Consider the following 13,311-nt stretch of genomic DNA (forward strand, 5'->3'; position numbering starts at 1 on the left):
GAGCAAAGCGAGTCAATCCCCCCCTCACCGCCATATTTAAGAAAGAGCTCGTACGAATGTACGGGCTTTTTTTTCGCATTAAACCCCCGTCGATTACCGGATGATGGCGCAACTTACAAGCGCCTTATCCGCCTACCGCGAGCACAACACCATCAGGCTAACTATTAGCCGGCATAAAAAAACCGGGCGCTAAGGCCCGGTTTGTACGGCAGTGAAACGAAGATTAATGCGCGGCTTCCGGCTTGTGCTTTTGCGCACTCTGGAAGCCATACGTCAACGCATTTTTCTCTTTATCCAGCGCGACGGTGACCTGTCCGCCGTCAACCAGCGATCCAAACAGCAACTCATTGGCCAGCGGTTTTTTCAGGTTATCCTGAATCACACGTGCCATTGGTCGTGCGCCCATCGCCCGGTCATAGCCCTTTTCCGCCAGCCAGTCGCGCGCTTCCTGACTGACTTCCAGGGAGACGCCTTTCTGATCCAACTGAGCCTGCAACTCGACGATAAACTTATCGACAACCTGATGAATCACCTCGCCAGACAGATGATCGAACCAAATAATGTTGTCGAGACGGTTACGGAACTCCGGCGTAAACACTTTCTTGATCTCGCCCATCGCATCGGTACTGTTGTCCTGATGAATAAGACCAATAGATTTACGTTCGGTTTCTCGCACGCCGGCGTTAGTGGTCATCACCAGCACCACGTTGCGGAAATCCGCCTTACGGCCATTGTTATCGGTCAGCGTACCGTTATCCATCACCTGCAGCAGCAGGTTAAAGACATCCGGGTGCGCTTTTTCGATCTCATCCAGCAACAGCACCGCATGAGGATGCTTAATCACCGCATCCGTCAGCAGCCCGCCCTGGTCGAAACCGACGTATCCCGGAGGCGCGCCGATCAAACGGCTCACCGTATGGCGCTCCATATATTCGGACATATCGAAGCGCAACAGCTCAATACCCAGCGCTTTTGAAAGCTGTACCGTAACTTCAGTTTTCCCTACGCCAGTTGGCCCGGCGAACAAGAATGAGCCGACAGGTTTATGCTCATGGCCCAACCCCGCACGACTCATCTTAATAGCTTCGGTCAGCGCCTCAATCGCGTTATCCTGGCCGAAGACCAGCATTTTCAGACGATCGCCCAGGTTCTTCAGCGTATCGCGATCGCTCTGCGAGACGCTCTTTTCAGGAATTCGCGCAATTCGCGCCACTACGGACTCAATATCCGCCACATTGACCGTTTTCTTACGTTTGCTCACCGGCATCAGACGCGCCCGAGCGCCCGCTTCGTCAATCACGTCAATGGCTTTATCCGGCAGATGGCGGTCATTGATATATTTTACCGCCAGCTCGACCGCCGCACGCACCGCTTTCGCGGTATAACGCACGTCGTGGTGCGCTTCGTACTTAGGTTTCAAGCCGTTGATAATTTGCACCGTCTCTTCCACCGAAGGCTCGGTAATATCAATTTTCTGGAAACGGCGCGCTAATGCGCGGTCTTTCTCAAAAATATTGCTGAATTCCTGATAGGTCGTTGAGCCGATCACCCGGATCTTACCGCTGGAAAGCAGCGGTTTAATCAGATTTGCCGCATCCACCTGTCCGCCCGACGCCGCGCCAGCGCCGATAATGGTATGGATTTCATCGATAAACAGGATGCTGTTGGTATCCTGCTCAAGCTGTTTCAGCAACGCCTTAAACCGTTTTTCAAAATCGCCGCGGTATTTGGTGCCCGCCAGCAGCGAACCGATATCCAGCGAGTAAATGGTGCAATCGGCCATCACTTCCGGCACATCGCCCTGCACGATACGCCAGGCCAGCCCTTCGGCAATCGCCGTTTTGCCGACGCCGGATTCTCCTACCAGCAACGGGTTATTTTTACGGCGACGACACAAGACCTGGATCGCGCGTTCCAGTTCTTTTTCACGACCAATCAGCGGATCGATGCCGCCCACGCGAGCAAGTTGGTTAAGATTCGTCGTGAAGTTTTCCATACGTTCCTCCCCGCCAGCTTGTTCGTCGCCAGTTGGCTGATTGCCGAGATCGGAAGATTGGCTCGGTTCGTCTTTTCGCGTCCCGTGAGAAATAAAGTTCACGATATCCAGACGGCTCACTTCATGCTTGCGCAGCAGATAAGCCGCCTGTGATTCCTGTTCGCTAAAGATAGCCACCAGCACATTCGCGCCAGTCACTTCACTACGCCCGGAAGACTGAACATGGAAGACGGCACGTTGCAGGACACGCTGGAAACTTAACGTCGGCTGCGTATCACGCTCTTCTTCACTGGCAGGCAGTACGGGTGTGGTTTGTTCAATGAAGGCTTCGAGTTCCTGACGGAGCGCCACCAGATCCACGGAGCATGCTTCCAGCGCTTCGCGAGCCGATGGGTTGCTGAGCAGCGCCAGCAACAGATGCTCGACGGTCATAAACTCATGACGGTGCTCGCGCGCTCTGGCGAAAGCCATGTTTAAACTGAGTTCCAGTTCTTGATTGAGCATAGGCACCTCCCCCAATTTTTATACCTGCATTCAGGCTTTTTCCAGCGTACACAGCAACGGATGCTCGTTCTCCCTTGCATACTTGTTCACCATCGCCACTTTGGTTTCCGCCACCTCGGCGGTGAACACGCCGCAGATAGCTTTGCCTTGATAGTGAACTGCAAGCATCAATTGCGTTGCACGTTCTACATCATAAGAAAAGAATTTTTGTAACACGTCAATAACAAACTCCATCGGAGTGTAGTCATCATTGACTAATATCACTTTATACATAGATGGCGGTTTTAGCGCGTCGCGCACGCTATCTTCCACCAACTGGTCAAAATCCAGCCAATCGTTCGTCTTACCCATTGTCAGTCGTCATTATCGGTTACGGTTGTCGGCAGGAAAATCTGCCGCTGACCAGAGTCTATGCACACAATCAATCTACCTCAATTGATAGATAACTAACATCTATCAGTACCATCCGCGACATCTGTCACATTCCCGGCAATAGCGTTAACTGCTTCAAATTTTTGATTCATTTTTACCCGATCCCCCCTGCCTGATGCTTGACGCCTCGCCTGATTTCTCTAAATTGTAATGTCGAGAGTTGGTGAGGTTTTGAACAGCCCCCACTCCGTCACCGGTTCATTCCATCTTACTTATATAAGATTTACGAAGGATGTCGAAGCATGGAAACGGGTACTGTAAAGTGGTTCAACAATGCCAAAGGGTTTGGTTTCATCTGCCCTGAAGGCGGCGGCGAGGATATTTTCGCCCATTATTCCACCATTCAAATGGATGGTTACAGAACGCTTAAAGCCGGACAGTCTGTCCGGTTTGATGTCCACCAGGGGCCAAAAGGCAATCACGCCAGCGTCATCGTGCCCATCGAAGCAGAGGCCGTTGCATAGCTCCTCTGTCTCATTGTGTACATCCAGGAGGCAAAATGCCAGCCCGATCGGCTGGCATTTTTATTTAACGCCAGTTCCTGATAGCAACACCGTTGCATCTTATCAGGCCGACAAATGACGTCAGCAAGATTACTCCCTTGCCAGCGCCTCCACCGGGTCCAGTCGCGCCGCGTTTCTCGCCGGTAGCCAGCCAAACAGTATCCCGGTAAACGTCGAACATAAAAACGCGCTCGCCAGCGCAGTCAGTGAAAAACCGATCTCCCAGCCGGGCAGGAAAAGCTGTAGCATAAATGCGATGAACATCGACAAGCTAATCCCCAGCGCTCCACCAACCAGGCAAACCAGCACCGCTTCAATAAGAAACTGCTGTAGCACATCGCTGGCGCGCGCGCCTACCGCCATACGGATGCCGATTTCACGCGTTCGCTCGGTGACGGAAACCAGCATAATATTCATAACGCCGATGCCGCCGACAACCAGCGAAATGACAGCCACCAGCGTCAGAAATAACTGAAGAGTATAGGTGGTTTTTTCAGCCGTTTTCAGGACGCTGTCCATATTCCAGGTGAAGAAGTCTTTTTTACCGTGGCGTAAGGTGAGCAGGCGAGTAAGCTGCTGTTCAGCCTGATCGCTATCAACGCCATCTTTCACACGAACGGTGATCGAGTTAAGCCATGACTGACCCATTATGCGATCTGACATCGTGCTATAGGGCAACCAAACTTGCAACAGATTGCTATTGCCGTACATGGACGGTTTCTCTTCCGCCACGCCAATAACAATAACCGGCATATTACCCACCAGCACCACTTCCCCTACGACATTCGCTTTATTTGGAAATAGCTGGCGTCGCGTGTTGGCATCCAGCACCACCACCTGCGCGCGATCCTGTTGCTGTACAGCATTGAAGGTGTTCCCCTCCCTAAAGGACATGCCGTAAACGTTAAAATAATCGCCACTGACGCCATTAGCATTTACGGCAATATCAATATTGCCATAGCGAAGACGTAAGCTCTTTGAAACGCTGGGCGTCGCAGAGTTAACCCACGGCTGTTTCTGAATAGAAACCAGATCGTCATATTTCAGCGCCTGTCGATACTGCGGGTTGTCGTCGCCGAAATCTTTGCCTGGATGAATATCAATCGTATTAGTGCCCATAGCGCGGATATCCGCCAGTACCATCTGTTTTGCGGCGTCGCCGACCACCACAATCGACACCACCGACGCAATACCGATAATAATTCCCAGCATGGTCAGTAAAGTACGCATTTTGTTAGCGGCCATCGCTAACCACGCCATCGACAGCGCTTCGCGAAAGCTGCTGGCAAATTGCCGCCAGCCGGGAGCCGTATTAACTACGGCAGCGTCAACGCCCTGTTCGCGTTTCTTTTCCTGCGCGGGCGGATTATGGACAATCTTGCCATCGTGAATTTCAATAATCCGCTCCGCCTGGGCGGCAATCAGCGGATCGTGCGTCACAATGATCACCGTATGTCCGCGATCGCGCAGTTGGCGCAAAATCGCCATCACCTCTTCGCCGGAATGGCTATCCAGCGCGCCGGTTGGCTCATCCGCCAGAATCACCTGTCCGCCGTTCATCAGCGCGCGGGCAATACTGACACGCTGCTGCTGTCCGCCAGAAAGCTGTGAAGGTGGGTAATCGACGCGATCGCTTAATCCCAGCCGCAAAAGCAACTCTCTGGCGCGCGCCTGGCGTTTTTTGCGTTCAATGCCGGCGTAGACGGCGGGGATTTCAACATTTTGCGCTGCCGTTAAATGCGACAATAGATGGTAGCGCTGAAAGATAAAGCCAAAATGCTCACGCCGCAGCTGTGCCAGCGCGTCCGGGTCCAGCGTCGAGACGTCCCGCCCCGCCACCCGATAAGTGCCGCTGGTCGGTTTATCCAGGCACCCGAGGATATTCATCAGCGTTGATTTTCCAGAACCGGAAACGCCGACGATCGCCACCATCTCCCCGGCGTGGATTTGCAGGGAGATATCTTTCAACACCGCCACCTGCTCTTCTCCGGAGGGGTAGCTGCGACTCACATTGCGCAGTTCAAGCAATGCCGTCATGGCGTCGCTCCTGGCCTGCTCTCGCCGATGATCACCTCATCGCCCGCTTCCAGACCTTTAACCACTTCCACGTCTGTATCGTTACGCTCGCCAATGATCACTTCGCGCTCACGTTTTTCGCCGTTACGCAACAGCGCCACTTTATAACGATTGCCGCCCACCGGTTCGCCAAGCGCGGCGAGAGGAATAATCAGCACATTTTTGACATCCATGAGTTGAATATAAACCTGTGCGGTCATATCAAGACGCAAGATTCTTTTGGGATTCGGCACTTCAAACCGGGCGTAATAAAAAATAGCGTCGTTGATCTTTTCCGGCGTCGGCAGAATATCTTTTAAAACGCCTTCATAGCGCGTTTGCGGATCGCCTGCAATGGTGAACCATGCTTTCTGCCCCGCCCGAAGATGGATCACGTCCGCTTCCGAGACCTGCGCTTTTACCAGCATGGTGCTCATATCCGCCAGCGTCAGAATATTGGGCGCCTGCTGAGCTGCAATCACCGTTTGTCCTTGCAGGGTAGTGATTTGCGTCACTTCCCCCGCCATGGGGGCGACAATACGGGTATATTCCAGGTTGGTTTTCGCGGTGTCCAACGAGGCCCGATTACGTTTGATCTGGGCATCTATGGTGCCAATACGCGCCTGTTTAACCGCCATCTCCGTCGCCGCGGTATCCAGATCCTGTTGCGATACCGCCTGAGTCTTAGCTAACTGCTGCTGGCGCGCCAGCGTAACCCGCGCCAGCTTTAACTCAGCGGCTGCCTGCTGACGCTCCGCGTTCAGCTCCATCAGGGTGGCCTCGACCTCTTTTATCTGGTTCTCCGCCTGATCTGGGTCAATCACGCCGAGTAGCTGATCTTTTTTAACGTTATCGCCAATGGAGACCAGCAGCGTTTTCAACTGGCCGCTCACCTGCGCGCCGACATCCACTTTACGCAACGCGTCCAGTTTTCCAGTCGCCAGTACACTCTGTTCAAGATCGCCTGGCCGCACGATTAATGTCTGATAAGTTGGCAGCGGGGCATTTATCATTCGCCAGCCAGCCATCCCCCCCACTAAAAGAATTAAAATAATGACCAGATAACGCTTTTTAAATTTCTTTCCCTTAGCACGCATAGAAACCCTGACGGCAAAATTTTAACCAGAAAGTAAACCGTATCTAAACAAACCTGACGCAATAAAGATAGCGCCGGCTGTATTGACGATTGGTTAATGTTTCCTGTGGTTCAATCTCGACAATCTTATGTCGCGGATTACGATCATGACACAGCTTACAGATAATACCTGGTACACTTCAGATTACATCTCTCCTTTACAATTATTTATTCGTCTGACACGCGGGCAATTACAGCCAGGAAAATTCTGGCGTAAAGCCAGCTTTCGTCGCAAGTTTTTAATCCGCTCATTAGTCATGCCGCGTGCGACCAGCCAATTACTGACCAATCTCACCCAATGGCCGGAGTTAAATACGTTACTTGCTCGTCAGCCGCGTTTGCCTATTCGGCTACATCGTCCTTATATGGCTGTAAATATTAAACGCGATTTCGCCTTAGATGCGCTGTGTTTTCATTATCAACAGATGCGCCAACTTTTATCGCGAGAACAACAAGTTAGCTATTTAAGTCAGTATGGCCTGAATCTTGCTAAATTTGAAACTAAAACCGGCGAGTTGTTTCAACTTGATTTAGTCAGTCTGGTCTCACTGGATAAAGAAGGTGAAAGCACTATTGTTGTTCGCGACGCACAGTTACGTATTCTGGCAGAGATCACATTTACTCTGTGTCGCTTTAACCAACAACGCACACTATTTATCGGCGGATTACAGGGCGCGGCAAACGACGTCCCTCACGAAATTATCCAGCAGGCGACCAAAGCCTGCCATGGTCTTTTTCCCAAACGCATCGTGATGGAGGCTCTCTGTCAGTTTGCGCAAGTCTTTCAGGCAGAAAAGATTATAGCTGTGAGTAACGATGCGCACGTTTACCGTAGCTGGCGATACATGGATAAAAAGACGCAAATGCATGCCGACTATGACGCGTTTTGGGAATCGTTAGGCGGTGAAAGAATTAAAGGGAATTACTATACGCTACCGCTGGCGATCGCCCGAAAAAGCGAAGCGGAGATCGCCAGTAAAAAACGGGCCGAGTATCGCCGCCGCTATGCGTTACTCGATAGCGTCGTCGAACAGGTTCCGGCCACATTCAAACGTTAATCCGCCCGGCCCCGCGCCAGCCAAACCACGCGCGAGAACATCTTTCTGAACAGCGGCGGCACGGCGTCAATTCCCCGCCGCCCGGCTTCCATCGCGACTTCAATCGCCAAATCCGGCTTTGACGAGCGGTGGATAGCTTTAGTGATAATTTTCCGGGTATTCATCGGCACATTAGGCGGAAGCTGCGCAACCCGGTGAAAAACATCGGCAAAGCCCTGACGATACATAAAATGTTCCATATCCAGCGCAGGCAGCGTCGTGAGATGTTCGCGTTCTTCTTCCCGATCGTTATTAAGCAGACTGCGGACCGTCGCGGCATATTTTTTCCCCGCTTCGTCGCCATCCACCAGGACATGCCACTCGATTCCCATACGGCGGGCGAACTTCACCAGCGGTTTCAGGCCAGACTGAGCAAACTCAATGACTTTAATGCCCTCCGCATCAAAATGATGTCCACACTGACGCGCCAGCTCATTAATAACCCAGGTTTCCGTCTCGCCTTCCACCAGTAGCCAGCAACGCGCAAACAGCGACGACGCGCGATTAAAGCGGATATGAAAGGCGATGCGCCGTCCATCTTCCGCGCTTAACCCGCCCGGGCCCAGACGCCAGGCGGCGACGCGGGAAGATTCGCGCACCAGCCGTACGACATGCTCCACCGGCGTTAGCGAGAGCAATTCGCCTGAGTTGGTTGTCGCTATCCGCTGTAGCGGTAACAGATTGAGCAATTGCCAGGCGACTGAAAGCATAATGGGATGTAAACGGGTTTCCGGATCTTCCACCAGCAGTAATGGTCGCGCGTCTTTATGTAACCGCAGCGTCCCTTTCGCCTGTAACAGCGTGGAGAAAAGCCCCAGCAGGATCACCCGATGCGACCGGCTGCCCGGTTTGTCGATCATCCGATTAATAATATCCAGATAGCGCCAGCTACGCTGCTCATTTTGCGAACGCCGTCGCATGAGTCGGTGACGCGCCTGTCCTGCGCCCTGCTCTGAGAAATAGTGTTCAAGCAGTTGCACCATCGCGGACAGTCCCTGGCGAATCTGCCCGTCGGTTAAATTTTGCGGCCTAGTCGCCAGCTCACGCGCCAGAAAATCCAGCTGTCGGGCCGTGACTTCAACATCCGGCACATTGGGCACCGTACCGTTGCGAATACGTCGCATAAAGCGCGCATCGCGCAAACGTAGCACTGGCATCAGACGAACCAGGTGGCGCACCTGATCGTTAATATTTTCCACCGGTAATGGCTGCCCATCGCTATTGAGAAAACTGCGCAGCGTCATCACGCTGCCATCGGCGCCGCATTCGCCCTCTAGCCGATAAAAAATACGGTGAAAATCATCCTCGCAAGGCGACCAGCATGCTTCCAGCGCTCGATAACGACGTACCCGATGCCGCCCTGGCTGCGTTTCGCGAAAAGTCAGAATAATATGCAGGTGATGCTCGCGTCCTTTTATGTCGCCAGGCGGAAACCAGAAATCCTCACGGACAAAATGGTAGAGATCGAGTTCCGGCGACAATAACAGAGTCAGCGCATCCAGCAGGCTGGATTTGCCCCAGGCGTTTTCCCCAATCAGCACGTTGTTTTGCTCCAGCATCAACGACAGTCGGTTGATACCGCGAAATCCTACTATTTCAACGCGTTCGAGAATCATGCTTCCTCCAGAAAAACGTCATCACTCCATAAAATTCACCGCAGTATAACGGCAAATGCGTCCGCCTGGCGTGATATTCCCCCCCTTTGCCTGGGGCAAATGTCTGATAAATGTACGGCTGACGGTGTCACTTTACTGATAGTCTGGAATTCGGTAGTGTCATGTACGCTATTCAAACAATAAAAAAGGGCCCGGCTGTTCATGTTTTCAGGACTTTTAATCATTCTGGTTCCACTGATTGTGGGCTATCTCATTCCACTGCGACATAAAGCCGCATTACAACTTATTAACCGGCTACTGAGCTGGATCGTGTACCTTATTCTCTTTTTTATGGGAATAAGCCTGGCGTTTTTGGATAACCTCGCCAGTAATCTGGTGGCGATTTTTCATTATTCCGCCGTCAGTATTACGATTATTTTATTGTGTAATATCGCTGCCTTATTGTGGCTGGAACGTATCCTCCCGTGGCGTCACCATCATCAGCAGGAAAAACTGCCTTCGCGTATTGCCATGGCGCTGGAGTCGCTGCAACTGTGCGGCGTAGTGGTATTGGGGTTTGTTATCGGCCTGAGCGGACTCTCTGTTTTACAGCACGCCACCGAAGCCAGTGAATATACGCTGATCTTTTTATTGTTCCTGGTGGGGATTCAGCTACGAAATAGCGGCATGACCTTAAAGCAAATTGTGCTTAACCGCCGGGGAATGATGGTCGCGGTCGTTGTCGTGGCAAGCTCATTACTGGGCGGCGTGATTAATGCGTTTATCCTGGACTTACCGCTAAAAACCGCCCTGGCGATGGCGTCAGGTTTCGGCTGGTACTCTCTTTCCGGTATTTTGCTGACGGAGTCGTTTGGACCGGTTATCGGCAGCGCGGCATTTTTTAACGATCTGGCCCGCGAGCTCTTAGCCATTATGCTTATTCCCGGCCTGGTTCGCCGCAGCCGTTCAACAGCGTTGGGCCTGTGCGGAGCGACCTCAATGGACTTTACGTTGCCGGTATTACAGCGCTCCGGCGGCGTAGAGATTGTTCCGGCGGCTATCGTACATGGCTTTATCCTCAGCCTGCTGGTCCCCCTCTTAATGGCGTTCTTCTCGGCCTGATACCTCTTTGGCGGTAGGCATCTGCCGCCAAAATTGCGCTAAATCAATCTCCTTGCACATTATGGCAGAAATCCCTTTTATCCCTTTGTTCACAGGCATAACCTTAAACATGTATATTAAATATAACTTTAAAAGGTGTGACCATGTTTTGTGTGCAATGTGAACAAACCATCCGTACACCAGCCGGAAACGGCTGCTCCTACGCGCAGGGAATGTGCGGTAAAACGGCTGAAACGTCCGATCTGCAGGATCTGCTGATTGCGGCTTTGCAAGGTTTGTCTGCCTGGGCGGTGAAGGCCCGTGAATATGGCATCATTAATCACGACGTTGATAACTTTGCGCCGCGCGCGTTTTTCTCCACGCTGACCAATGTTAACTTCGACTCTCCGCGTATCGTCGGCTACGCCCGTGAAGCGATTGCCTTGCGTGAAGCGTTGAAAGCCCAGTGCCTGAGCGTGGATGCTAATGCGCATTGCGACAATCCGATGGCCGATCTGCAACTGGTCAGCGACGATCTGGGCGAACTGCAACGTCAGGCGGCGGAATTTACCCCGAACAAAGACAAAGCCGCCATTGGCGAGAACATCCTCGGCCTGCGTCTGCTGTGCCTGTACGGTCTGAAAGGCGCGGCGGCGTACATGGAACACGCGCACGTTCTCGGTCAATACGACAACGACATTTATGCGCAGTACCACAAAATCATGGCCTGGCTCGGCACCTGGCCTGCTGATATGAACGCGCTGCTGGAGTGCGCAATGGAAATCGGCCAGATGAACTTTAAAGTGATGAGCATTCTGGATGCCGGTGAAACCACCAAATACGGTCACCCAACGCCGACTCAGGTCAACGTCAAAGCGACTGAAGGCAAGTGCATTCTGATCTCCGGTCACGATCTGAAAGATCTCTACAACCTGCTGGAGCAGACCGAAGGCACCGGCGTTAACGTCTACACTCACGGTGAAATGCTGCCCGCACATGGCTATCCGGAACTGCGTAAATTCAAGCATCTGGTCGGTAACTACGGCAGCGGCTGGCAGAATCAGCAGGTCGAATTCGCCCGCTTCCCTGGCCCAATCGTGATGACCTCTAACTGCATTATCGACCCGACCGTGGGCAGCTATGACGACCGTATCTGGACCCGTAGCATCGTCGGCTGGCCGGGCGTTAGCCATCTTGAAGGCGATGACTTCGGGCCGGTCATTGCCCAGGCGCAGCAAATGGCGGGCTTCCCGTATAGCGAAATTCCGCATCTCATCACCGTCGGTTTTGGCCGTCAGACCCTGCTCGGCGCTGCCGATACGCTCATCGATCTGGTCAGCCGTGAAAAACTGCGCCACATCTTCCTGGTCGGCGGCTGTGACGGCGCGCGCGGCGAGCGTAACTACTTTACCGATTTCGCCACCAGCGTACCGGATGACTGCCTGATCCTGACTCTGGCGTGCGGTAAATACCGTTTCAACAAACTGGAGTTCGGCGACATCGAAGGGCTGCCGCGTCTGGTCGATGCCGGTCAGTGTAACGATGCTTACTCCGCAATTATCCTGGCGGTGACGCTGGCGGAAAAACTGGGCTGCGGCGTCAACGATCTGCCGCTATCGCTGGTGCTCTCCTGGTTTGAGCAGAAAGCGATCGTGATTCTGCTGACGCTGCTGTCATTAGGCGTGAAAAATATTGTCACCGGGCCGACCGCGCCGGGCTTCTTCACGCCGGATCTGCTGGCTATCCTCAACGAGAAGTTCGGTCTGCGCTCCGTGACCACCGTTGAAGAAGACATGAAGCAATTGCTGAGCGCGTAAGGAGGTCAATGATGACGATGCCAACCTCACAATGTCCCTGGCGAATGCAGGTGCATCACATCCGTCAGGAGACGCCGGATGTATGGACAATTGCGCTATTATGCCATGATTACTACCCTTACCGCGCCGGGCAGTATGCGCTGGTGAGCGTGCGTAATTCAGCGGAAACGCTGCGCGCCTACACCCTTTCGTCTACGCCGGGCGTCAGTGAATATATTACGCTGACCGTTCGTCGGATTGATGATGGCACGGGTTCACAGTGGTTGACCCATGACATCAAGCGCGGCGATTACATCTGGCTGTCTGATGCAATGGGCGATTTTACCTGTGACGATAAAACAGAAGATAAGTTTCTGCTGCTCGCCGCCGGTTGTGGCGTAACGCCAATCATGTCGATGCGTCGCTGGCTGGCGAAATACCGCCCGCAGGCCGATGTGCAGGTCATCTTTAACGTCCGTTCGCCGGATGATGTGATTTTTGCCGACGAGTGGCGACAGTATCCGGTCACGCTAGTGGCGGAAAATCATGCCACGGAAGGTTTTGTCGCGGGCCGTCTGACCACGGAATTATTACAGCGCGTACCGGATTTGGCATCGCGCACCATCATGACCTGCGGCCCGGCGCCCTATATGGATTTCGTCGAACAGGGAGTGAAAGCGCTTGGCGTAACGCGCTTCTTTAAAGAGAAGTTCTTCACGCCGGTGGCGGAAACGGCAACCAGCGGCCTGAAATTCACCAAGCTACAGCCAGCGCAGGAATTTTATGCCCCGATCGGTACGACGCTGTTGGAGGCGCTGGAGAGTAATAAAGTACCGGTTGCCGCTGCCTGTCGGGCAGGTGTTTGCGGCTGCTGTAAAACCAAAGTCGTTTCCGGCGACTATACGGTGAGTAGCACCATGACGCTGAGCGAGGCGGAGATTGCCGAAGGTTACGTACTGGCCTGCTCCTGCCATCCGCAGGGCGATCTTGTTCTCGCATAATCGGTAAACGTTCCATCATAGGCCCGGTAAGCGTCAGCGCTACCGGGCGATTTGCCGCTCGCTTCATCCTTTCGCCCCTCTCTTCGCCAAAGAAAA

Annotated in this window: 11 protein-coding genes; 5 read left to right on the top strand and 6 right to left on the bottom strand. The window is 53.1% G+C overall.

Annotated elements, in window-relative coordinates:
• Positions 1-223: 223 nt before the first annotated feature.
• From clpA to ACLJPQ_RS01915, 3 genes are all read right to left on the bottom strand, one after another.
• On the bottom strand, positions 224-2,500 hold the full coding sequence (clpA, locus tag ACLJPQ_RS01905) for an ATP-dependent Clp protease ATP-binding subunit ClpA (RefSeq protein WP_000934064.1): 2,277 nt from the start codon (positions 2,498-2,500) through the stop codon (positions 224-226).
• A gap of 30 nt (positions 2,501-2,530) precedes the next feature.
• The gene (gene clpS / locus ACLJPQ_RS01910) at positions 2,531-2,851 is read right to left on the bottom strand and encodes an ATP-dependent Clp protease adapter ClpS (protein WP_000520789.1); all 321 of its coding nucleotides are present in this window, start codon (positions 2,849-2,851) and stop codon (positions 2,531-2,533) included.
• A 95-nt stretch (positions 2,852-2,946) separates the two neighbouring features.
• Positions 2,947-3,024, bottom strand: coding sequence for a hypothetical protein (locus ACLJPQ_RS01915; RefSeq protein WP_212742690.1), 78 nt, complete (start codon positions 3,022-3,024; stop codon positions 2,947-2,949).
• Between the two features lie 150 nt (positions 3,025-3,174).
• On the opposite strand from ACLJPQ_RS01915, the gene cspD reads away from it, so the two are divergent.
• The gene (gene cspD, locus ACLJPQ_RS01920; protein WP_000447499.1) at positions 3,175-3,396 is read left to right on the top strand and encodes a cold shock-like protein CspD; all 222 of its coding nucleotides are present in this window, start codon (positions 3,175-3,177) and stop codon (positions 3,394-3,396) included.
• Between the two features lie 129 nt (positions 3,397-3,525).
• Here the strand turns inward: cspD and macB are convergent, their stop codons facing one another.
• Positions 3,526-5,472 (bottom strand): macrolide ABC transporter ATP-binding protein/permease MacB, encoded by a 1,947-nt coding sequence (gene macB, locus ACLJPQ_RS01925; RefSeq protein WP_080185120.1) that lies wholly within the window; start codon positions 5,470-5,472, stop codon positions 3,526-3,528.
• Complete coding sequence (gene macA / locus ACLJPQ_RS01930; protein WP_001201750.1) at positions 5,469-6,587, bottom strand: macrolide transporter subunit MacA; 1,119 nt, start codon at positions 6,585-6,587, stop codon at positions 5,469-5,471. Before macA ends, macB begins: the two co-directional genes overlap by 4 nt.
• Positions 6,588-6,732: 145 nt before the next feature.
• Here macA and ACLJPQ_RS01935 point away from each other — a divergent pair, with 145 nt between their 5' ends.
• Positions 6,733-7,683, top strand: coding sequence for a VirK/YbjX family protein (locus ACLJPQ_RS01935; protein ID WP_001519667.1), 951 nt, complete (start codon positions 6,733-6,735; stop codon positions 7,681-7,683).
• Here ACLJPQ_RS01935 and ACLJPQ_RS01940 read toward each other — a convergent pair.
• On the bottom strand, positions 7,680-9,338 hold the full coding sequence (locus ACLJPQ_RS01940; protein ID WP_080185119.1) for an ATP-dependent endonuclease: 1,659 nt from the start codon (positions 9,336-9,338) through the stop codon (positions 7,680-7,682). The two genes, ACLJPQ_RS01935 and ACLJPQ_RS01940, sit on opposite strands and share 4 nt — an antisense overlap.
• 201 nt (positions 9,339-9,539) lie before the next feature.
• Between ACLJPQ_RS01940 and ACLJPQ_RS01945 the strand changes: the two genes are divergently transcribed.
• The 3 genes from ACLJPQ_RS01945 to hcr all read left to right on the top strand — a co-directional run bounded on the left by ACLJPQ_RS01945 (position 9,540) and on the right by hcr (position 13,215).
• Complete coding sequence (locus tag ACLJPQ_RS01945) at positions 9,540-10,439, top strand: lysine exporter LysO family protein (protein ID WP_000491118.1); 900 nt, start codon at positions 9,540-9,542, stop codon at positions 10,437-10,439.
• Between the two features lie 143 nt (positions 10,440-10,582).
• Positions 10,583-12,235 (top strand): hydroxylamine reductase, encoded by a 1,653-nt coding sequence (gene hcp / locus ACLJPQ_RS01950; protein WP_000458785.1) that lies wholly within the window; start codon positions 10,583-10,585, stop codon positions 12,233-12,235.
• A gap of 11 nt (positions 12,236-12,246) precedes the next feature.
• Complete coding sequence (hcr, locus tag ACLJPQ_RS01955) at positions 12,247-13,215, top strand: NADH oxidoreductase (protein WP_023216393.1); 969 nt, start codon at positions 12,247-12,249, stop codon at positions 13,213-13,215.
• Positions 13,216-13,311 lie beyond the last annotated feature (96 nt).

It is taken from the genome of Salmonella sp. SAL04213 (assembly GCF_046550535.1).
Taxonomy (GTDB): domain Bacteria; phylum Pseudomonadota; class Gammaproteobacteria; order Enterobacterales; family Enterobacteriaceae; genus Salmonella; species Salmonella enterica.

Coding starts and splice junctions, on each gene's coding strand:
- macA (WP_001201750.1), bottom strand. CDS start 6,587: ATGCGTGCTAAGGGAAAGAAATTTAAAAAGCGTTATCTGGTCATTATT.
- ACLJPQ_RS01935 (WP_001519667.1), top strand. CDS start 6,733: ATGACACAGCTTACAGATAATACCTGGTACACTTCAGATTACATCTCT.
- clpA (WP_000934064.1), bottom strand. CDS start 2,500: ATGCTCAATCAAGAACTGGAACTCAGTTTAAACATGGCTTTCGCCAGA.
- macB (WP_080185120.1), bottom strand. CDS start 5,472: ATGACGGCATTGCTTGAACTGCGCAATGTGAGTCGCAGCTACCCCTCC.
- hcp (WP_000458785.1), top strand. CDS start 10,583: ATGTTTTGTGTGCAATGTGAACAAACCATCCGTACACCAGCCGGAAAC.
- hcr (WP_023216393.1), top strand. CDS start 12,247: ATGACGATGCCAACCTCACAATGTCCCTGGCGAATGCAGGTGCATCAC.
- ACLJPQ_RS01940 (WP_080185119.1), bottom strand. CDS start 9,338: ATGATTCTCGAACGCGTTGAAATAGTAGGATTTCGCGGTATCAACCGA.
- clpS (WP_000520789.1), bottom strand. CDS start 2,851: ATGGGTAAGACGAACGATTGGCTGGATTTTGACCAGTTGGTGGAAGAT.
- cspD (WP_000447499.1), top strand. CDS start 3,175: ATGGAAACGGGTACTGTAAAGTGGTTCAACAATGCCAAAGGGTTTGGT.
- ACLJPQ_RS01915 (WP_212742690.1), bottom strand. CDS start 3,024: ATGAATCAAAAATTTGAAGCAGTTAACGCTATTGCCGGGAATGTGACA.
- ACLJPQ_RS01945 (WP_000491118.1), top strand. CDS start 9,540: ATGTTTTCAGGACTTTTAATCATTCTGGTTCCACTGATTGTGGGCTAT.